Source organism: Streptomyces glomeratus (assembly GCF_021462825.1).
GTDB classification, from domain to species: Bacteria; Actinomycetota; Actinomycetes; order Streptomycetales; family Streptomycetaceae; genus Streptomyces; species Streptomyces glomeratus.
The window spans coordinates 89,290-108,966 of the sequence record NZ_JAKEEB010000003.1 but is presented as its reverse complement, the minus strand read 5'-3'; the positions used below and the strand labels follow the sequence as shown (position 1 = coordinate 108,966).

The following is a 19,677-nucleotide window of genomic DNA, read 5'->3' as shown; positions in this document are numbered from 1 at the left end:
CTGACGTTGCCATGCTGCATGCCGGTCACTTGGGGCCGCAACTTGTCCGAGATATCCGAGTGATCCCGATTTTTCCTACCGTCGGCCCGGCCCGGTGAGGACGTTGCGAGGGCGGCCGGCGAGGTAACTTACGAGGTTGTCGTACACCTCCTGGAGGTTGGCCGACCGGGCCGTGTCGGTGTACCAGGCGGTGCCCGGAGTGAGGATCACGTTGTCCAGCGTGCGCAGCAGTTCGGCGCCCTGGGTGGTGATGTCGTCCAGGGCGGCGCCCGCGAGCCTGCCGGTGGTGAGCATGCGGGTGAGCGCGGCCTGGTCGAGGAGCGCGCCGCGGCTGGTGTTGACGAGGACGGCGGAGGGCTTGAGGGTCTCGAGGCGCTCGGCGGTCACCAGTCCGCGTGTGGTCCCGTCGAGGGGGACGTGCAGCGACAGCACGTCGCTTCGGCGCAGTACCTCCTGAAGCGGCAGCACGGTGATCCCGGGCGCCGCCCTGCCCGTACGGTTGGCGCCGATCACCTCCATCCCGAACCCGGCCGCGATCCGGGCGACGGCCGTGGCGATGCGGCCGGTACCCAGCAGCCCGAGGGTCCGGCCGTGCAGTTCGAGGCCGAGGAACGGCCCGTACAGGTGACTGGCTCCGGCCCGCACCGCCCGGTCCGCGGCGGGCAGCCGGCGGATCAGGGCGAGCAGGGATGCGAAGACGTGTTCGGCGACGGCCTGCCGGGAGTACGTCGGGCAGTACGCGACGGTGAGACCGGCACGGGCGGCGGCGTCGAGGTCCACCGTGTCGAAGCTCGTGGTGACCAGCGTCAGATAGCGCAGCCGGGTGATCCCGCTCAGCAGGCCGGCGGTCAGACGGGTCCACTCGACCACGGCGAGGTCGGCCCCGCGCAGCCGGTGCAGGGCGGTCTCGGGATCGGGGCGGTCGTTGAAGACCTCGAAGTCCCCGAGCCTGGCGAATCTGGCCCGCCACCACTCGGGCAGATAGGTCGGCTCGTCGAGGTAGACGATCCTCATCGGGCGCGGGTCCCCGACAGCTGCGGAAGTGTCTCCACCGCGCCGCGCAGACGCGCGCAGGCCCTGGCGAACATGACGGGGTCGCGCGCGAGGGCGATACGGATGTGGCGGGAGCCGAGATCCGGGTCGTGCCAGTAGAAGTGGTCGCCGGGTACCACGGCTATACCGACGTCCCCGAGCAGTTCGACGACCTCCAGGCTGCCCGGCGAGGGGGCCGCGATGCGGACCCATTCGACGCTGATGGTGGCCTCCGCTGCGCCGGGCACCAGCAGGGAGCCGTCCAGGGCCCGGTGCAGGGCCCTGCGGTTGGTCCGGATCACCTGGCGTACCGAGGCGTCCAGGCCGCGCCGCACCGAGTCGTCGAGATAGGCGGTGAGCAGGGTCAGGACGAACGGGCTGACGTTCAGCAGCAGGTCGTTGTGGAGTTCGGCGAGACGGTCGTGGAGGTCGGCGCTCGTGGCGAGGATGCTGCACTTGAGGTCGAGGGTGGGCCAGGTCTTGCCGGTGTCCTCGATGCACAGATAGCTCACCCCGGAGCGATCCAGCACCTCGTACTGGTCCCAGACGTCGCCCCGGTCGAAGAAGCGGAAGGTCCAGTCGACCACCAGTAGGGTGCCGTTGGCGGCGCAGACCTCCGCGACCCGCCGGAAGTCGGCGGGCCCCAGGGTGAAACCGGTGGGGTTGTTCGGCAGGGTGAGGAAGAGCGCCCCGGGCGCGTCGGCGGCCGCGAGCAGCCGGGCGAGGTCCGGTCCGGTCACCGCCTTCTCGGCGACGGGCGTGAGCGCCACGCCCCGGCGCATGAGGAGCGTGGCGAGGTTGTCGAAGCACGGCTGCAACAGGGCAACCCCGATGCCGGCGCCGCCCAGGAAGGCTCCGACCAGGTCGATCGACAGGGAGGCCGAGTAGCAGAGCAGCGCATGGGGGTGGCGGATCGCGGATCGCTGTCCGGCCAGCCGGTAGAACGTCTCCTTGAAGGTGTTCTCGACGTCCTTCTGCCTGCTCAGTTCGCTTGTCTCATAGAGTTCCGGCAGGCGCCGGGTTATCTCCCGCTGTGCCGCGTCCGCCCCTTGATGGGCGTGACCGTCGGCCAGGTTGAGTTCACGATCGAATCCGATCCGCTCGTACTGCGTCAGATTCGGCAGCCGGGCCGGTTGCGTCATGATTTCCCCCTCCGTTCTCAGCAGCCACCGAATCCCGCCGGTCGTCGTCCTTTTCGGTTCCATGCAGCCGAATGAGCAGATCGTGCACCACGAGCACCGCGGTGAGGTATTGCCAGAGATCCGGCCGTGCGATGAGTACCGTGGACAGGCCCAGAGCGAGTGTTCCGACGATGAGTCGTCGCCACCTGTTCCGCGACCTGAATAACCGGAACTTCGCCCCCGTCATGACTGCTCCTCCTCCCGTTGCTTCCACGATACGGAGCCCGACGACGGCCGGCAACGGCCGTCTGTACCGACGGAGCAGCAGCCGATAGTGTGGGTAACTCCCCGACGCGAAAGTCGCGTTCACCGGTTGCGCTGAGGTAGCGATCATGGTCTCAAGCCAGCGCCGCGTTGAGTTCGAGACAGTTCTGCGGGACCTTCTCGACAGCCCGGCGATATCCGGAGGCAGAAAAAAGTTGGCGCGCGCACTCGCCGTCAATGAAGCGACGATCTCCCACTACCTCAACGGCCGCATCAGGCCGAGCTTCGAGACCCTCGTGCGTATCGCGGACCACTTCAACGTCACCCTGGACTACCTGGTGTTCGGTGAACGCCCCCGGGCCCAGGCGGAGGACGACCCGGCCGGTGTGCGGGCGCAGATCCGCAGGGCGGTCGTGGAGGCCAGTGACGCGAGCGGGCGCCATCTGGACATGGTCACCCGCATCAGCCGCCGGTTGCAGGCGAAGATCGACGAAACGGCCCGGGCGCTCATCGAGCACGGCGAGAACCAGGGCCCGGTGGGCTTCGTCACCGACGCGGAGGCGATCGGCATGGAGGCCTGCGTGCGGCGCATGCGCATCATGACGCGCCTCTTCCAGTCCGATGTCAACGACGGCGAACCGGGCGCGTTCATGGACGTCGTGATCCACAATTTGAAGCTGGGCCGCCCCTATCAGTATCTGCTCTACGGAGAGGGAGACTCCTGGCGGCCGTCGGTCGAGAAATTCCGGGAGCTGGTCACCCAGAGCGGCGTCCCCGTCGAACTGTCACGCGAGAATTTACAGTTCCGCTGGCTCTCCCAGGAGCTCGTCAGTTCCGTCTGCATCCTCGATCTGGATCTTCCGTTGATCAATCGTCAGGAACCGATCCTCTGGGAACGGCATCAGGACAACATCTCTCCCGAGGGCATCTGGGCCTATTTGTCGATCGAGCGTCCCGACGCCCAGGGCGGGGTGACCATCGAGCCCGTCTACCTGCTGTCGACCCTTCGTCAATTCAGCAGGGACTGGGCGGCCGCGAAACCCATATGAGCCGCGCAGACCCTGGACCTCGGTGTTGGTATAGTGGCGCGCTCAGGAAGGCCCAGGTCGACGTGGACTGAGTGGACACCAGATGAGTCAGGCAGCAGACGAGCCGAGGGACACCACACACGACGGGGACGAGCGCACCGGGGAAACCGGCGCCCCATTCGTACCGGCTGACTTCACCATCCCCCGCGGTTTCAGCGACGGGAAAATCCATCTGGTTCCGCTCGGTCCCGAGCACAACGACCGTGACTACCGGGCCTGGACCTCGAGCATGGATCACATTCAGCGGACTCCTGGATTCGAACGGTACGGCTGGCCCGTACCGATGACGCGCGAGGACAATCTCCGGGATCTCCGCAGACATCGCGAGGACTTCGAGCACCGTATCGGCTTCACCTACTCCGTCCTGATCGACGAGGACGTCATCGGCTGCGTCTACATCTACCCGGCCGGCCCTCCGGGCCACGCCGTCGTCCGCTCCTGGGTGCGCGAGGACCACGCCGAGCTGGACGAGCGGCTGTACGAGCTGGTCAGCGAGTGGCTCCGGCAGAAGTGGCCGTTCCGTGGTTTCACCTACTCCCCGCGGACCGAGAAACGCGACTTCGCCGCCCGCTGACGGGATCGCGCACCGGCCCGCGAGGAGACGTCGGGTCCCGGTACTCAGCCGGAGAGGTCCTGGGTGGCCTCCCACAGCCGGTTGAAGCGCTTCATCCGGTGTTCGACGAGGGCGGCCCTGGCGTTGAGGGTGGTCTTGGCGTTCACCTTCTTGGTGTCCTGGTCGATCTCGTAGGTGAGTTCGTTGTCGAAGATGATGAAGTCGCTGTGCGTGCCCAGCTGCACCCGGTGGGGCAGTTGGGAGAGGGCCACCACACGGGCGTCGATGCCCAGCGAGCGCTGGCTCTCGCACAGCTCCTTCAGCTTGTCGTCGATCTGTTGCTCGGTGTCGACGATGAACAGCCGCCTGATCTTCACCCCGCGCAGGATCGCATCGCTCTGCGCCTCCAGATAGCGGCTCGCGGGCTCGCTGTTCCAGAAATCACGGTCGACGGACGTGCTGGTGGCGTCGAGGGACGTCTTGATGCACCGGGTGAGGTCGATGAGCCAGTCCTGGTTCTCCCCGAGGCAGTCGGCGATGTTGTTGCTCAGGTTCTCCAGCAGCTGGGCGAGCCGGTCGATCTCCTCGCTGGCGAAGGTCTTCACCAGCTCGTTGTTCAACAGCCCCGCCTTGGTGGCGCTGCGGGCCAGCTTGGTCACCCCGTCCGAGCGCAGTACCGAGCGGTCCACCTGGCTGAAGAGTTCGGTGGCCTCGCTGATCCGGGCGAAACGGTCGTCGACCAGATCGGTCATCTCCCGGCGGTGGTCGGTGAGATGGCTGTGCACCTCACGATGGTGCTCCGCCAGGCTGTCCCTCATCTCCCGGATACGGGTGCGCTGTCCGTTCTCCATCGCCTCCAGCCGCCGCTCGAAGTCGACCATGTACTGGACGATCAGCGCGGACCCACCGATCACGATGGAGACCGTCAGCTTCCACACCTCGTCCTGCTTCTGGTTGAGCGCATTGGTGAGGACGTAGGCGATGATCGACACCACGACGGTGACGAGCGTTTTCAGCAGGAGCGGTGGGACGCGCATTCCCTCCGGCCGTGCCGTGTCCCTGGAACCTTGCGTATCGGTCATTCCTTTCCTCCCCCGTCGGACCCTCCTGGAACGCGTGCCGGAGCGGCTCGCGCGTCGTGCTCAGCGTGCGGTCAGCGCCTCCCTCAGCAGCGGAATGGCCTGGAGGGCCATCTGGTCCCGGATGCGCTGCACCAGCGTGTGCCACTGGCGGCTGAAGCCCGGCCGCTCTTCCAGCGCCTCCCACAGCGCCGACAGCTTCCGGTCCACCCGTGCCCGGGGCATCCACAGGTGCATCAGGTGGTCGACGGCGGGGCGCAGCGCCAGGACGGCCATGGGCCCGTCCGCCGACCCGAAGCGACTGCCGTCGAGCATCCGCACGAGCGTGGTGAGCAGCCAGTCGTGCAGAGCGAGGTCCTCGCACAGGCGCACGACGGCGGTCTGGTCGGTGCCTTCGGGGATCCCGAGCCGCACCGTGCGCAGGTCGTCTTCGGCGACCGTGAAGTCGATCGAGGGGCCGTGGCCGTCCGGGACGGGCAGGGCCACCCAGCGCAGGCGGGTGCGGCGGCTCTTGAAGGGGCTCTTCTGGTCCAGCAGCGGATGCCGCAGCAGCCTGGTGAGGAGCCCCTCGGCGATCAGGCCGGGGTCGAGCTCACCGGGCCGGCCGCCCTTGAGGAGCCCCTCGGCCACGGCCTGCGCGGGCAGTTTCCCGAGGGGTTCCACCACCCCGGGACGCACCAGGTAGTGGCCCCAGGGCTGCCGTTGGTCGGGTCCCGTGTCCGGGACGCGGAAAAACGAGCCGGCCTGGAGGACTCGGCCCTCGGTGAGGGCCGCGCGGGCGACGACCGTGCCGACGGCGCGTACCTTGGCGCCGTTGGAGGCGGGCAGCGCGCAGTCGACACCCATGAGGGTGTCCGGTGACAGCGCGTACAGGTTCGGGCGTTCGGATGCGAGGACGCGCTCGTCGGCCCGCAGCCGCAGCACATGGCCGGCCGCCCGGAGGTCCAGCGCCTGGGACGTCGGCAGCAGGCAGGTGCGGACTTCGCCGCAGGCGAGCGTCGTGGGCCTCGTCCGCCCCAGGGTCCCCATGTCACCACCCCGGGTAGAAGACGTAGGAGGCCCGGTCCGCCACCGAGTCGGGTACGGCGACGCCCTCGCGGTCCGACCGCTCGGCGACCTGCCGCAGTGCGCCGGCGTCCACCTCGGTCTGGTCGAGGATGATGCGCACGGCGTGCTCGACGGGCAGGAACCGCGACGGCAGCACCGAGCAGGTGCGGTACGCGTTGAAGGGAGCGGCGGTGGCGTTGAGCTGGAGCAGCGGCGCCAGCTGGTCCCATTCGGACGGGAAGCCGCCCGAGGAGTGGGCGCGGGCGACGAAGACGGGTTCGCCCTCGTTGCGGAGCAGACCGAGGCGGGTCAGCTGCCAGACCGCGGCGAGGAAGGGACAGGACCAGGTGCGGTGCCCGTCCTTGTCGTCCCACAGTTCGACGTCGAGGAAGACGGAGTGCCGGTGGGCGGCGGTCTCCTGGGGAGGCTGCCAGGCTCCGGACCGCCTCATCGCCTGGGCGCGCAGAGCCGGGGTGCGCACGCCGTTGGCGAGCCAGCCGGTCTGGCCCACGGGCGGGCGCAGGCCGTAGCTGCCGGGGGGCGGTGATTCGACCAGTCGGCCCGCCACCGATTCCGCGAGCGGCACCTTGTCCGCGACGGCACAGCCGGACTCTCTGGCCAGGTAGTCGATGACGAGTCCCGCGCGCTCGGCCTCGGCGAGCAGGACCGGTACCACCTCGGCGGGTGTGGAGAAACGTGTGAAGTAGTCGTCGATGAGGAAACAGGTGCTGATGCGGGGCCGTTTGCCGCCGGCCCGGGCGGTGGCGTCGGCGCGGGCCGCCTCCGCCCAGGGCTTCACGCTCTCGAAGTGCCGCCGCAGCCTTTCGGGGCCGCCCTCGAAGTCCTCCATGTACAGATGGCCCAGCTCCAGAGAGAGATGGGACAGCGGTAAGGAGCGGGTCAGCGGCTCGGCGGCGGTCTCCCGGAACACGGCGTCCGTCACGGCTGCCCCCAGTGGGCGTCGTCGGTCAGCTTGCGGGCGAGTTCCTCCAGCGCCTCCAGCGTCTCCTTGTTGGCGATCTGGGTGGACAGCACGTCCTCCTCGGTGATGAGCTGCTCGCGCCATTGCAGGACCGGTTCCAGCGGGACGGTCCCGAGGACGACGCTGTCCCCGATCTTCCGGTCCGAGGCGAGCTGTCGCAGATAGTCGTCGCATCGCTGCATCCAGACGGACTGGGCGGGCGACACCTGGGACCACAGCGCGGACTCGGGATCGGGTACGGCGGCGCGTACGAAGCGGATGGACTGGCGGAGCGTGTCCTTGTCGTGGAGGCCGGCCGCAGCACCGTTGAGGATTCCGTGCTCGCCGAAGACCAGCCCCGACGCCGCCAGCACGTGCTGCCGGGTCCAGCGGTGGAAGACCAGCCAGCGGGCCTCGACGCTCCGCAGCTCGGGCTGCGCGGTCGCTTCCAGCACCATGTCCATGGCATAGCTGCGTCCGGCGCTCAGGTCGACGATGATGACGTCGAACTCGCTGTTGAGACGGAGCAGCAGATCGACGCAGCGGCGCAGGGTGTCCTGGTCCGTGGCGAACTCGCCGCCGCTCGCGTCTCCCGGCAGCAGGACCAGGCGGCCGGAGCCGTTGGGCCGGTTGCGCAGCACCGGGTGCAGGGTGTGGGCCCAGATGTCGACGCGGGCAGGCTCCCCGGTGCCCGCCTCCAGGTAGGTGTGCAGGCCGCCCTCGTCGATGCCCAGCTCTCCGGGGACGTCGAAGACGGCGGCGGCGGTGGGCGAGCCGAAGTCGAAGTCGACGTAGCACACGTCGTCACCGGCGAGTGCGCGTTGGTAGGCGAGGTTCGCGCTGGTCACGGAGCGCCCCGTGCCTCCTTTGTCGGAGGCGGCGAAGACGAGCACGGTGTCATACCTCCCGGGCGGCGTCCCGGGCCTGCGCCAGGACGTCGAGTTCACCGAGCACGGACAGCGTCAGCGCACAGGCCGTACCCGGCTGTTCGTCGAGGATCCTGCGTGCCCGCCGCAGCCTGATCTCTATGCTGCGCAGCGACTTGGCGCGCTCGCCGTCGGCCGCGAGGGTGGGCTCCATCTGCTCGTAGCCGAACAGATGGGTTGACTCGCTGAGCAGCGCGCGGGCCAGGACGGCCAGTTCCGCGCTGCGGATCGGCCGCTGCACATACAGCTTGCGGGCGGCGACCATGCATTCGGTGACCCGCTCGGTGACGCTCCAGGACACCAGGCCCGAGCCGAGGGGCGAGCCGGGGTACACGGCACGCACGTTGTCCCACAGCCCGATGCCCTCGCCTTCCTGGATGCGGCGTTGCCACAGATGTCCGAAGGTCTGCTCGGCGAGCCGGAGCAGGCGGTCCTGGGCGGTGATGTTGCGGGACAGCTCGCTGAGCTGAATGGTGCGTTTGAGCAGCTGGGCCGAGAAGTCGGTCATGGTCCACTGCAGGGGCGCGCCGACGCTCTCGCTGCCTTGCAGAGGCAGGGTGACGCCGGGACTGTGGAGCTGTACGGCCGGGTCGTCGCGCGTCATACGGCTGGTGATGCGGCCGCGTTCGGCGAGCCGCTCCATGACGGTCACGGTGCGCGTGAGGTCCTCGTCGGTGGCCCTCCGGCGGACCAGGTCGTGGACCAGGATGGCGGCGACGGAGAGCGAGAAGTACTCGGATTCCAGCAGCTGGCCTGTGGTGCGCCAGGGGAGGTCCTCCAGCGGCCAGCGCTCGGGGTCGAAGCGGGCGATGCCCGACCAGTACTGCTGGGTGATCTCCCAGCGCAGCCGGAGGGCTTCGGCGAGCTTCTGCTGTTCGGGGTTGAGCAGGCCGAGGGTCAGGGTGCGGTCGGAGAACAGGTCCTGGATGCCGTCGAGTGCGACCACGGTGAAGTACAGGTAGGGCACCGCGTCCGCGACGCCGTCGGGCTGTGCGCCGATCGGGTCGCTGGTCTCCACCTTCGGTGCGTCCTTGACCAGGCTCCAGGCCCAGCCGCATTCGAAGAGCTGGTTGTCGTCCTTGAGTCGTTCCTCGACGTCGACGCCGAGGACGAAACTCTCGGTGATCGTGGCGCGCAGCGGTTTGAATCTCCGCTGGAACTGCTGGAGGACGGCACGCTCGGAGAGCTGTCCCTGACCGACCAGCCGGCGTAACCGCTGTCCCTGGCCGGAGTCGGCGTCGAAGACGTTGACGGTGAAGGAGCGCAGCAGGCTGACCATCGCGGCGGTCAGACGGGTGCTGGTGGCCTCCCTCAGCTGTGCGATGGCCTGCCTCATGTCGCTGCGGGAGGTGCGGTCCTGGTAGACCTTGAGAAAGCCGAGCGTGGCGAGGCAGAGCGTGACCGACATGGAGAAGGAGTCGACCACGCCCAGTTCCCGCTGTTCCCGGGTGATCTCCTGCTTGGCGTCCCGGGAGGTGAAGTAGTAGCCGCCCGAGAATGTGGGAGTGGCGTCCGGGCCGGTGTGCGTGCGCATGAACTGGTCGAGGACCGTCACGAGGTTGGCGGGGATCTCGGTGCGCCCGCCGACCCGTTTCAGCGCCTTCTCCACGTCCGTCTGCGTGGTGTCCGGCTCGTCGAGGCGGAATGCGGGGATCTCGGTGGCGGGATACATGAGGCACAGCAGTCGTTCGGCGTCCGCGACACTGCTGAGGCCTCCCCATTCCCCCCAGGACCACTTTCCGCCGTCGAAGGAGTGGCGGGCAATGGCCTGCCAGATGTCCAGCAGGTGCTGCCGTGGCTTGATCTGCATCCCCATGCCCCTCACACAGGTCGCTCTGCCCTGTATTCCGTGCCCTCGGTCAGAAGTGGACCACGGAATTCCGGTGACCGAGGGCCAGGATCATTCCCTCGTGCCCCGGACGCACCATGTCCGTCGGCTTCTTGAGCCCCAGGACGGCGACTTTTCCGGCGTACGGCCGCAGACTCTGGTGCACCTGCAACTCGTCCACATCACACGCCGGAAAATGTTCGTCGCCGACGTCATACCCAGTGGAGCGGGCCATGAACGCGGCGGCGAAGGGGGCACCGGGCGCCAGGGCCCGCATGAAGCACGCGACGCCGCGGCGGAACTCCGCATGGGAGTCGGACATGGACTCGGCGACGAAGAACATCGTTCCGATGGCCCAGTGCGCGGGACGGCGGACCAGATCGAAGAGGTTGCCGCGCTCGACCCGGACGGCGTCGGCGAATCTCGCCCTCCGGTTTTCGTCGATGTCGCGATAGGCCGGGCCCTCTCGCAGCACCCGCCAGAAACTGTCCCAGCCCGGGTCGAAGTTGACCCGCTGTTCCCTCAGATACTCGACGTTCGCGCGTGAAAGCTCCAGCTGGGTGATCTCCTTGCACCACGGCAGCATGGACAGAGCCGGATAGAGGTTGGCACCTGCACCGACGTCAATACCCAGAACCGGACGTTCGAAATGCCCACGGAAATGATCGCTGAAGTGATCGCGCACATACGCGATGATCTCCGCGTCCACGTCGAGCAGCTCACGGTAATTGCGGTCGATGTACGCGTGAGGGTCGAATGCGTCCCACGGGGCATCCGCGTTGAGTTTGGGTGCCCCCGCTGGGGCTGCCAGGTCCATGCTTAACCGTACCAACGGGCGAGTGGACGGGGATCCCCTTTGCCGCGACGGAGGGACCCCCGGACGGCCGGACGGGCGACGGTGAATCGGCCCCTTGGTCCTGAACCCTCCTTGAGCAGGCGGACACCGGCGGGAGATGCTGGTCAAAACCCTGCCGAAAGCGAACCGGACGGCAGGGTGTGCGCCATCCGAGTCGTATTCACCCATATGGGGCCCGCGCGTCCCCGACCTTTGACCAGGGGGTGGCATGACCGCTCATCCAGCGGAACGCTCAGGAGATCCCTTCGCGTCACTCACCGGCCAGGGCCTTTTCCCTCCCGCACGCAAACGGCCCGTGCGGATGAGAGGGGTCACCGAGGCGGACCTGCCGGAGCTGCACCGGCTCGACCGGGAGGTCTTCCAGGAGGTGGCGTACCCGTACTTCATGCTGCGGCAGCTGTTCGACATGTACGCCGATCACCTCTTCGTCCTCGACGACGGTGAGGCGTTGCAGGGCTATGTCCTGGCCGGCACAGTGCTCGGCACCGGCTGGGTGCTGGGCCTGGGCGTCGCCCGGGAACGGCGCGGGGAGGGACTGGGGCGGCGGCTGATGCTGGAGATACTGCGGCAGCTGCGCAACGACGGCGTCCGGGAGGTCAGGCTCACCGTCGACCCCACCAACGCGGCGGCCATCGCCCTGTACAAGTCCTCCGGATTCGCCCCGGCGGCAGCCGACGGCGGGCTCCGCAGGAACTACTTCGGACCGGGCGAGCACCGCCTGGTGCTGGAGCTGAGCCTGTGAGCCGGGGGCGCCGGGAGCTCAGCCGGTGAAGCGTTCCACATAGCGCCGCTGCCAGGGCGTCTCCACGGCGTGCCGGTCGTAGCGGGCGCGTACGAACTCCACGGCCTCGCGCGGCGGCACGCCGTCCAGCACGGCCAGGCAGGCCAGCGCCGTTCCGGTGCGGCCGCGGCCGCCGCCGCAGGCGATCTCGGCGCGCGCCGTAGCGGCCCGGGTCCAGACCTGGGCGAACAGCCGCCGCGCCTCGGTACGGTCGGCCGGCAACCGGAAGTCGGGCCAGCGCAGCCAGTCGTACTCCCAGGGCACCCGCGGAGGCCGTTTGCCGAGGAGGTACACCGCGTAGTCGGGCACCGGGCCCTCGGGCAGCGGACGCCGCAGCGCCCGCCCGCGCACCAGCCGCCCGGACGGCAGCCGCAGCACGCCGGGCGCGCCCGGCTCCCACCGTCCTGTGTCCGTCATCGCCCCAGTCTCGGCCACCGGTGGGCGCGGGTGCAGCGTTTTCGCGGCGCCCCCGGCGCCGCGGGCCTGCGGTGACGGCAGGTCTCAGAAGCCACCGGACGGCTCGCCGTACTCCTGGGCCGTACGGTCCTCGATGCCCCGGAAGTGGTCCGCCATCGCCCGCTCCGCGCCCTCGACGTCCCGTGCCCGCAGGGCCGTGACGATGTCCCGGTGGCGGCGCGCCGTCAGCTGCGGGGCCGTGCCGTCCGCCCAGTCCCGGGCACGGGCGACCCGCCGGAAGACCGTCCAGAACGCGCTCAGCAACTGCGGCACGAGCGCGTTGCCCAGCGAGCCGTAGAGCAATTCGTGGAACTCGCGGTCCAGTTCGGGAAAGGACCGGCCCTGGCCGCCGGCTTCCTCCATGCGGGCCACCACCGCCTCCAGACGCTCCAGCTCCGGCTCGGACAGCGTCAGGGCGACCCGCCTGATCAGTCCCTCCTCCAGCACCTCGCGGACCTGGAGGATCTCGTTCAGGGCGTCCATCTCGTCGTCGGGCCGGGTGAGCGTGCGGAAGGTGAGTCCGTCGACGAAAGGGGTCAGCGACGCCTGCCCGACATACGTCCCGTAACCGTGCCGGATCTCCACGATGTCGAGCGCCTGAAGGGCCTTGAGCGCCTCACGGACCGAGTTGCGGCTCACCCCGAGATTCTCCATCAGCTCCGACTCCGTGGGCAGCGGTGCGCCGGGCCTGAGTTTGCGATCGAGGATGAGTTGCATGACCTCGCGCTGGATCCGGCTGCTCACGCGCCGCTCGATCCTGCGCCGGTTCCCGGGGTCATCGGACATGCGCCGCATCGTACGCGCGTGCTCCTCGGGCGTCCCGTCCCCGGCACGAATGAAAACGTCAACTAACCGCATTTCAAGCCGTCATTGGTCGCACCTTTGACGGCTGGGCCATTCGTGTAGGTCCCCTTGACCGCCCTCACGCCCCCACCTATGGTCGCGCTGCCGCCCATGACGTAGGACGTCGTATCTCCCCCCTCCTCGAGCCCCAGTCCGAAGCTCTCACTCCGTCCACCTTTGCTGGAGGAACCGTGCGCGACGTGACCCTCGACGTACCGGTGCCGGACCGCCGGGCGTTCCTGAAGTACTCCGGCGCGCTGGGCGCGGCCGCCGCCCTGTCCTCGTCGCTGGCCGCCTGCTCCTCGGGCCCGGAGTCCACCAACGACACCGGCAGCGGGGGTGGCAGGAACCGGACGCTGACCGCGGTCATCGGCTACGGCAACGACGGCAGCTGGGATCCCACCCAGACCGCCTCGGCCTTCTGCATGGCAGCCAACAACCATATCTACGAGGGCCTGCTCGACACGGACCCCATCTCGCGCGAGCCGTACGCGGCTCTCGCCACCGAGGTGCCGAAGGACCCCGGCCCCACGTCCTGGAGGTTCACCCTGCGGGCCGGGGCGAAGTTCCACGACGGGCATCCGGTCACGGCCGACGACGTGGTGTTCGTCTTCGACCGGATCCTGGACCCGGGCACCCAGACCCTCGGCAAGGGGTTCTTCGCGAGCTGGCTGAGCGAGGTACGCAAGGTCGACGCGCGGACCGTCGAGCTGGTGCTCAAGTTCCCCTTCCCGGACGGTCTCTCGCGGCTGACCCTGGCGAAGATCATGCCCAAGCACGTCTTCTCCCGCCCCGGGGCCTGGGACGACGCGATCAAGGGACTGGCGGTGGGCTCCGGGCCGTACCGGCAGACCGCGCACCACCCGAAGTCCAACACCACCTTCGAGGCGTTCGCCGACTACAACGGGCCGCGCAAACCCGCGTTCAAGAAGATGAACTGGCTGACGATCGTCGACGCCGCGCCGCGCGTCGCCAGGATCTCGGGCGCCGACGCGGGGGCACAGATCGCGGACAACATCCCCTACGCCAACATCCGGCAGCTCGCGGCGAGCGGGCTGACGGTGCGGGGCGGGTCCGGGATGAACAACCTGTTCCTGATGTTCAACACCCGGCACAAGCCCTTCGACGACGTCCGCGTCCGGCAGGCGCTGCACTACGCCATCGACACCGGCAAGATGGTCGAGGTGGCTCTGAAGGGACACGGCAAGCCGTCGACCTCCTTCCTCAACGAGGCCAATCCGGCGTACCGGCGGGCGAAGACGGTCTACGACCACGACCCCGAGAGGGCGAAGGCGCTGCTGAAGGAGGCCGGGGTCAGCGGGCTGAGCATCGACCTTCTCGCGGTGAACGTGAGCTGGATCGTCGACTGCCTGCCCACCATCAAGTCCTCCTGGGACGCGATCGGCGTACGGACCACGCTGTCACCGCAGGAGACCACGGCCGTCTTCACGAAGATGGACCAGAAGCAGGACTACCAGGTCGTCGCCGCCGCCTCGAACCCCAACCAGTTCGGCCTCGACGCGGACCTGATCATGCACTACAACTACGGCCCGCAGAACCTGTGGATGCAGTACGCCCGCTGGGCCGACGACCCCGTCGCCGAGAAGCTCTTCGCGGACATGGACCGGGCGACCCGGGAGTCCGACCCGGAGCGGAAGAAGGCGATGATCCAGGACTACATCGACGTCGTCGCCGAACAGGCCGTGCTCTATCCGGTCGTCCACAACGAGCTGATGACCGCCTGGAACCCCAGGGAACTCACCGGAATAAGGGCACAGCCCTACCCGGGCATCAACCTTCTCCAGGCCAAGTGGGTCTAGCGACTTCGGGAGTTGGTCCATGGCCGCCGTCGCCGGAATCCTGGCCCGCCGTGTCCTGCTGCTGGTGCCGCTGATGCTCGGCATCGTGCTGTTCGTGTTCCTCGTGATGCGGTTCTCGGACGTCGACCCGGCGTCCGCGTTCTTCCAGGGCGCCAACCCGACACCGCAGCAACTGCACGACTTCCGGGAGCACAACGGGCTGCTCGACCCGCTGCCGGTGCGCTACGTCCACTTCGTGGGCGATCTCCTCCACGGCGACATGGGCACCAGCGCCCTTACCCGGGCGCCGGTGGTCGAGCAGGTCACGACCGCGCTGCCGCTCACCCTCCAGCTCACCTTCCTCGGGCTCGGCATCGCGGTGGTGCTGGCCCTGGCCGGCGGGGTGACGGCCGCGATCCACCGGGACCGGCTGCCGGACCAGATCATCCGCGTGGTGTCGCTGACCGGGGTCGCCGCTCCCGGGTTCTGGCTGGCGCTGCTGATGATCCAGTACCTGGCGGTCGACCGGGGCTGGTTCCCGACCGGCGGATACATCAACCCGGCGGACTCCTTCACCGGGTGGCTGCGGACGATGATCCTGCCCGCGTTCGCGCTGTCGCTGCCGGTGGCGGCACAGCTGACCAGGATCGTGCGGACGGCCGTGGTGGAGGAGCTGGACAAGGACTACGTGCGTACGGCGATCGGCAGCGGGCTGCCGCCTCGGGTGGTGGTCGGCCGGAACGTGCTGCGCAACGCGCTCATCAACCCGCTGACCGTGCTGGGCCTGCGTGTCGGGTACCTGCTGGGCGGAGCGGTCGTCATCGAGACCATCTTCTCGCTGCCGGGGATGGGCAAACTCATGATCGACGCCGTCAAGAACGGTGACCCGGCCGTCGTCCAGGGCGTCGTACTGACCACGGCGACCGGCTTCGTGGTCGTCAACCTCGCCATCGACATCCTGTATCTGCTGGTCAACCCGCGACTGAGGGATGCGGCCCGATGATCACCACACGCAGGGGCCTCGGCGCGGCCCTGTCCCGTCCCGGTATCCGGCTGCGCGGCTGGCGCCGGCTGCCGCCGCTGTCGAAGGCCGCCGTCTGCTTCCTGGCGGCCGTGGTGCTGGTGGCGCTGCTCGCACCGGTTCTCGCCCCGGACGACCCCCTCGACCAGCAGGAGCCGGTCGACGGCAGCGGGCACCCGTCCGCCGGCCACTGGATGGGGCAGGACAGCCTCGGCCGGGACATCCTGAGCCGGCTGATGTACGGGGCCCGCTGGTCGCTCGCGATCGGGCTCGGGGCGACCGCGCTGGCCCTGGCCGTGGGGGCCCTGCTCGGCGCGGTCGCGGCGACCTCCCGCAAGGCCGTCGACGAGACGCTGATGCGCTGTCTGGACGTCGTCATGGCGTTCCCCGGCATCGCGCTCGCCGCCGTCCTCATCTCCGTCTTCGGCGGCGGCATCACCGTGCTCATCTGCGCGATCGCGTTCCTGTTCATCCCGTCGGTCGCCCGGGTCGTACGGGCGAACGTGCTGGACCAGTACGGCGAGGACTATGTCACCGCCGAACGTGTGATCGGTGCGCGGACTGCCCATATCGTCCTGCGGCACGTGGCGGTCAACTGCGCCGCCCCCGTGCTGGTCTTCTGCACCGTTCAGGTCGCCGAGGCCATCGTGTTCGAAGCGTCGCTGTCGTTCATCGGGGCGGGCGTACGGCCCCCGGACCCCTCGTGGGGCAGCGTCATCGCGGACGGCAAGAACATGGTGCTGACCGGCGGCTGGTGGGCGACGGTCTTCCCGGGCCTGCTGATGCTGGTCACGGTGCTGTCGCTGAACATCCTCTCCGAGGGCGTCTCGGACGCGTGGGCGGCTCCCGCGGCCCGTGCCGTCCGGGTGCGGGGCGACGGCGACCGGTGGGAGACGCCGGAGCCGGGCAGCGGCGAGGTGCCTGCGCTGCCGGGGCTCGCCGAGGCGGCCCGGCGGCTGCGCTCCCGCGCCCGTCCGCTCCCGGACGGCCCGCCGGTGCTCGCGATGGAGAACCTCGTCGTCGGCTTCCCCGGCCGGCACCACGGCGTGGACATCGTCGACGGCATCGGCTTCGAGGTGCACCCCGGCGAGGTCCTCGGGCTGGTGGGCGAGTCGGGCTGCGGGAAGTCGCTCACCGCGCTCACGGTCATGGGGCTCCAGCCGAAGGGCGCCCGGGTACGGGGCCGGGTACGGTTCGGCGGGCGGGACCTGCTCACCGAGCCGATGCGGGTACGGCGCAGGCTGCTCGGCCACGAGATGGCGATGATCTATCAGGACGCGCTGTCCTCCCTGAACCCGGCGATGACGATCCGGGCTCAGCTGAAACAGGTCGTACGGCGCGGCGGCCGACGCAGTCCGGCCGAACTGCTGACGATGGTCGGGCTGGACCCCGAACGCACCCTGCGCAGCTATCCGCACGAGCTGTCCGGCGGTCAGCGTCAGCGGGTCCTGATCGCCCTGGCGCTCTCCCGCGATCCGAAGCTGATCATCGCCGACGAGCCGACGACCGCGCTGGACGTGACCGTTCAGGCGCAGGTCATCGAACTGCTGCTGCGGCTGCGGGCGGAACTGGGGTTCGCGCTGATCCTCGTCTCGCACGACCTGGCGCTCGTGGCGGACGTCACGGACCGGGTGGTGGTGATGTACGGCGGGCAGATCGTGGAGACCGGGGTGACCGCGGACCTCGTGGAGGCGCCGGCCCACCACTACACGCGCGGACTGCTCGGCAGCGTCCTGTCCCTGGAGTCGGCGGCCACGCGGATGACGCAGATCAAGGGGGTCGTTCCGGCGCCCGCCGACTTCCCGGCGGGCTGCCGGTTCGCGGACCGCTGCCCGCGGGCGAGCGAGGTGTGCGGAACGACGGCGCCCGCCTTGGCGGGCACACGGACGCACACGGCGGCCTGCCATCACCCGGCGGTCGACCTGGTGACGACGGAGGAGAGCGAGGCCGTGACGTGAAGGCGACCGCCGGGCCTTCCGGCGCCCCTGACGCGGACGACGCCCGTGACCCGATCGTGGAGCTCTCCGGCGCCCATGTCGTCCACAGGGCGCACAGCGGCGGCCTGTTCGCCAGGGACCGGGTGTACGCCCTGACCGGCGCCGATCTGGCCGTGGCGCCCGGGGAGACGGTCGGGGTGGTCGGCGAGTCGGGCTGTGGCAAGTCGACGCTGGCGAAGGTGCTGGTGGGTGTGGAGCGGCCGACGTCCGGCACGGTGCTGTTCCGGGGCCGCGACCTGTGGTCGATGCCGCCCGCCGAGCGCCGGGTCGCGGTCGGCGGCAGCACCGGCATGGTGTTCCAGGACCCGTCGACGGCGCTGAACCGCCGGCTGACGGTGCGCCGGATCCTGCGCGACCCGCTGGACGTGCACCGGCGCGGGACCCCGGACCGGCGGGAGGAGCGGGTACGGGAGCTGATGTCCCTGGTGGGTCTTCCCCGGGCCCTCGCCGACGCCCTGCCCGGGCAGCTCTCCGGGGGGCAGCGGCAGCGCGTGGCCATCGCCCGCGCCCTCGCCCTGGACCCGGAACTGGTGGTCGCCGACGAACCGACGAGCGCACTGGATGTGTCGGTCCGCGCGCAGATCCTGAACCTCCTGCTGGACCTGAAGGAACGCCTGGGCCTGGCGCTCGTCTTCGTCTCGCACGACATCCAGACGGTACGGCGGATGAGCGACCGTGTGATCACCATGTATCTGGGCCGGATCGTCGAGGAGGCCCCGGCCGGCCGGGTCACCGACCACGCCCGGCACCCGTACACCCGTGCCCTGTTCTCCGCGACGCCCGGTCTGCTGGACCCGATCGACCCGATCCCGCTGGCGGGTCCGGTGCCCTCGGCGACCCGGCCGCCGAGCGGCTGCCCGTTCCGTACCCGCTGCTGGAAGGCGGACGAGGTGTGTGCCACGGCGATGCCGGGCTTCTCGGGCGCGTCGGCGGCCGGGCACCGCTTCCGCTGTCACCATCCTGTGGAGGAGGGCGAGCCGACACGCGACCTGGTGCGCCAGGCGGCACGGCTCTCCCCGGACACCGCCATGGCCGAGGTACCGCCGGAACACGTACTGCCCGACCAGAAACACGCACGGGAGCCCTGATGACCCTGCCCACCCCGCTGACCGGTGTCGTCCCGCCCGTCTGCACCCCCCTGACACCGGACCGCGAGGTGGACGTCCCCTCGCTCCTCGGGCTCGTGGACCATCTGCTGTCGGGTGGGGTGGACGCGCTGTTCGTGCTCGGCTCCTCCTCGGAGGCCGCGTATCTGACGGACCGCCGGCGCCGTCTGGTCGTGGAGACGGTGGTGGCCCATGTGTCCGGCCGGGTCCCGGTGCTGGCCGGGGCCATCGACATGACCACGCCGCGGGTGCTGGACCATGTGGCGTACGCGGCCGAGGCGGGCGCGGACGCGGTGGTGGTGACGGCGCCCTTCTACACGCGCACGCACCCCGCGGAGATCGCCCGCCACTACCGTCTGGTCGCCGAGCGCTCCCCGGTGCCGGTGCTCGCCTACGACATCCCGGTCTCCGTCCACACCAAGCTGAGCCCCGAGCTGGTTCTGGAGCTGGCCGCGGAGGGCACCCTGGCCGGCCTGAAGGACTCCAGCGGCGATCTGGCCGCCTTCCGGGCGGTGGTGACGGGCGCCCACGCGGACCCCCGGATCGCGGGCTTCAGCGTGCTGACGGGTTCCGAGCTGGTCGTGGACTCGGCCCTGGCGCTGGGCGCGGACGGGGCGGTCCCGGGGCTGGCCAACGTGGACCCCGAGGGGTACGTGCGCCTGGACCGCCTGTGCCGTGCGGGCGACTGGGACGCTGCGCGGGCGGAGCAGGAGCGGCTGTGCGCGCTGTACGGCATGACCGGGGTCGGGGACCCGGCCCGGATGGGCGCCGGCTCGTCGGGGCTGGGGGCGTTCAAGGCGGCCCTGCATCTGCGGGGGGTGATCGCGTGCCCGGCCACGGCGGAGCCGCAGGTGGCGCTGTCGGAGGCGGAGACGGAACGGGTGGGCAAGTATCTGGCGGCGGCGGGGCTGTTGTAGCC

Annotated in this window: 18 protein-coding genes; 8 read left to right on the top strand and 10 right to left on the bottom strand. The window is 69.6% G+C overall.

Translation table 11 applies throughout. The annotated features are described in order from the left end of the window. Positions 1 to 75: 75 nt before the first annotated feature. Positions 76 to 1,014: a 2-hydroxyacid dehydrogenase gene (locus tag LZ604_RS04310; RefSeq protein WP_234512751.1), complete on the bottom strand. Its 939-nt coding sequence runs from the start codon at positions 1,012 to 1,014 to the stop codon at positions 76 to 78. Further along, a complete protein-coding gene (locus tag LZ604_RS04305) occupies positions 1,011 to 2,174 on the bottom strand; it encodes an aminotransferase class I/II-fold pyridoxal phosphate-dependent enzyme (protein ID WP_234512750.1) in 1,164 nt (387 codons plus the stop codon). The genes LZ604_RS04310 and LZ604_RS04305 overlap by 4 nt, the downstream gene beginning before the upstream one ends. 371 nt (positions 2,175 to 2,545) lie before the next feature. Here LZ604_RS04305 and LZ604_RS04300 point away from each other — a divergent pair, with 371 nt between their 5' ends. Continuing rightward, positions 2,546 to 3,466, top strand: a complete 921-nt coding sequence (locus LZ604_RS04300) for a helix-turn-helix domain-containing protein (protein WP_234512749.1) — start codon at positions 2,546 to 2,548, stop codon at positions 3,464 to 3,466. An 82-nt stretch (positions 3,467 to 3,548) separates the two neighbouring features. Beyond that, a complete protein-coding gene (locus tag LZ604_RS04295; protein WP_234512748.1) occupies positions 3,549 to 4,079 on the top strand; it encodes an N-acetyltransferase in 531 nt (176 codons plus the stop codon). Positions 4,080 to 4,123: 44 nt separating this feature from the next. Here LZ604_RS04295 and LZ604_RS04290 read toward each other — a convergent pair whose 3' ends face one another. From LZ604_RS04290 to LZ604_RS04265, 6 genes are read right to left on the bottom strand one after another with little or no spacing between them, the layout of a single operon-like run. After that, positions 4,124 to 5,140, bottom strand: coding sequence for a DUF6879 family protein (locus tag LZ604_RS04290; protein ID WP_234512747.1), 1,017 nt, complete (start codon positions 5,138 to 5,140; stop codon positions 4,124 to 4,126). Positions 5,141 to 5,200: 60 nt separating this feature from the next. Next, positions 5,201 to 6,166 carry an SCO2521 family protein gene (locus LZ604_RS04285; protein WP_234512746.1) on the bottom strand — a complete coding sequence of 322 codons (966 nt, stop codon included), beginning with the start codon at positions 6,164 to 6,166 and terminating at the stop codon, positions 5,201 to 5,203. 1 nt (position 6,167) lies between these two features. Further along, the gene (locus tag LZ604_RS04280) at positions 6,168 to 7,127 is read right to left on the bottom strand and encodes an SCO2522 family protein (protein WP_234512745.1); all 960 of its coding nucleotides are present in this window, start codon (positions 7,125 to 7,127) and stop codon (positions 6,168 to 6,170) included. Beyond that, entirely contained in the window at positions 7,124 to 8,038 is a 915-nt protein-coding gene (locus LZ604_RS04275; protein ID WP_234512744.1) for an SCO2523 family variant P-loop protein, read from the bottom strand. The genes LZ604_RS04280 and LZ604_RS04275 overlap by 4 nt, the downstream gene beginning before the upstream one ends. Before the next feature lie 4 nt (positions 8,039 to 8,042). Further along, positions 8,043 to 9,881, bottom strand: a complete 1,839-nt coding sequence (locus tag LZ604_RS04270; RefSeq protein WP_234512743.1) for an SCO2524 family protein — start codon at positions 9,879 to 9,881, stop codon at positions 8,043 to 8,045. Between the two features lie 49 nt (positions 9,882 to 9,930). After that, the gene (locus LZ604_RS04265) at positions 9,931 to 10,716 is read right to left on the bottom strand and encodes an SCO2525 family SAM-dependent methyltransferase (RefSeq protein ID WP_234512742.1); all 786 of its coding nucleotides are present in this window, start codon (positions 10,714 to 10,716) and stop codon (positions 9,931 to 9,933) included. A gap of 247 nt (positions 10,717 to 10,963) precedes the next feature. On the opposite strand from LZ604_RS04265, the gene LZ604_RS04260 reads away from it, so the two are divergent. Then, positions 10,964 to 11,497 (top strand): GNAT family N-acetyltransferase, encoded by a 534-nt coding sequence (locus LZ604_RS04260; protein ID WP_234512741.1) that lies wholly within the window; start codon positions 10,964 to 10,966, stop codon positions 11,495 to 11,497. An 18-nt stretch (positions 11,498 to 11,515) separates the two neighbouring features. Here LZ604_RS04260 and LZ604_RS04255 read toward each other — a convergent pair whose 3' ends face one another. Next, positions 11,516 to 11,953, bottom strand: coding sequence for a phosphatase domain-containing protein (locus LZ604_RS04255; RefSeq protein WP_234512739.1), 438 nt, complete (start codon positions 11,951 to 11,953; stop codon positions 11,516 to 11,518). A gap of 84 nt (positions 11,954 to 12,037) precedes the next feature. Continuing rightward, positions 12,038 to 12,787: a FadR/GntR family transcriptional regulator gene (locus LZ604_RS04250; protein ID WP_234512737.1), complete on the bottom strand. Its 750-nt coding sequence runs from the start codon at positions 12,785 to 12,787 to the stop codon at positions 12,038 to 12,040. 239 nt (positions 12,788 to 13,026) lie between these two features. Here LZ604_RS04250 and LZ604_RS04245 point away from each other — a divergent pair, with 239 nt between their 5' ends. Genes LZ604_RS04245 through LZ604_RS04225 form a run of 5 tightly spaced genes read left to right on the top strand, consistent with a single transcriptional unit; the run spans position 13,027 to position 19,675 of the window. Continuing rightward, positions 13,027 to 14,655, top strand: coding sequence for an ABC transporter substrate-binding protein (locus LZ604_RS04245; protein WP_234512735.1), 1,629 nt, complete (start codon positions 13,027 to 13,029; stop codon positions 14,653 to 14,655). A gap of 19 nt (positions 14,656 to 14,674) precedes the next feature. Further along, complete coding sequence (locus LZ604_RS04240) at positions 14,675 to 15,637, top strand: ABC transporter permease (RefSeq protein WP_234512733.1); 963 nt, start codon at positions 14,675 to 14,677, stop codon at positions 15,635 to 15,637. Continuing rightward, positions 15,634 to 17,613 carry a dipeptide/oligopeptide/nickel ABC transporter permease/ATP-binding protein gene (locus LZ604_RS04235; protein ID WP_234512732.1) on the top strand — a complete coding sequence of 660 codons (1,980 nt, stop codon included), beginning with the start codon at positions 15,634 to 15,636 and terminating at the stop codon, positions 17,611 to 17,613. Before LZ604_RS04240 ends, LZ604_RS04235 begins: the two co-directional genes overlap by 4 nt. After that, entirely contained in the window at positions 17,610 to 18,740 is a 1,131-nt protein-coding gene (locus LZ604_RS04230) for an oligopeptide/dipeptide ABC transporter ATP-binding protein (RefSeq protein ID WP_372482086.1), read from the top strand. The genes LZ604_RS04235 and LZ604_RS04230 overlap by 4 nt, the downstream gene beginning before the upstream one ends. After that, positions 18,740 to 19,675 (top strand): dihydrodipicolinate synthase family protein, encoded by a 936-nt coding sequence (locus LZ604_RS04225; protein WP_234512731.1) that lies wholly within the window; start codon positions 18,740 to 18,742, stop codon positions 19,673 to 19,675. The genes LZ604_RS04230 and LZ604_RS04225 overlap by 1 nt, the downstream gene beginning before the upstream one ends. Positions 19,676 to 19,677 lie beyond the last annotated feature (2 nt).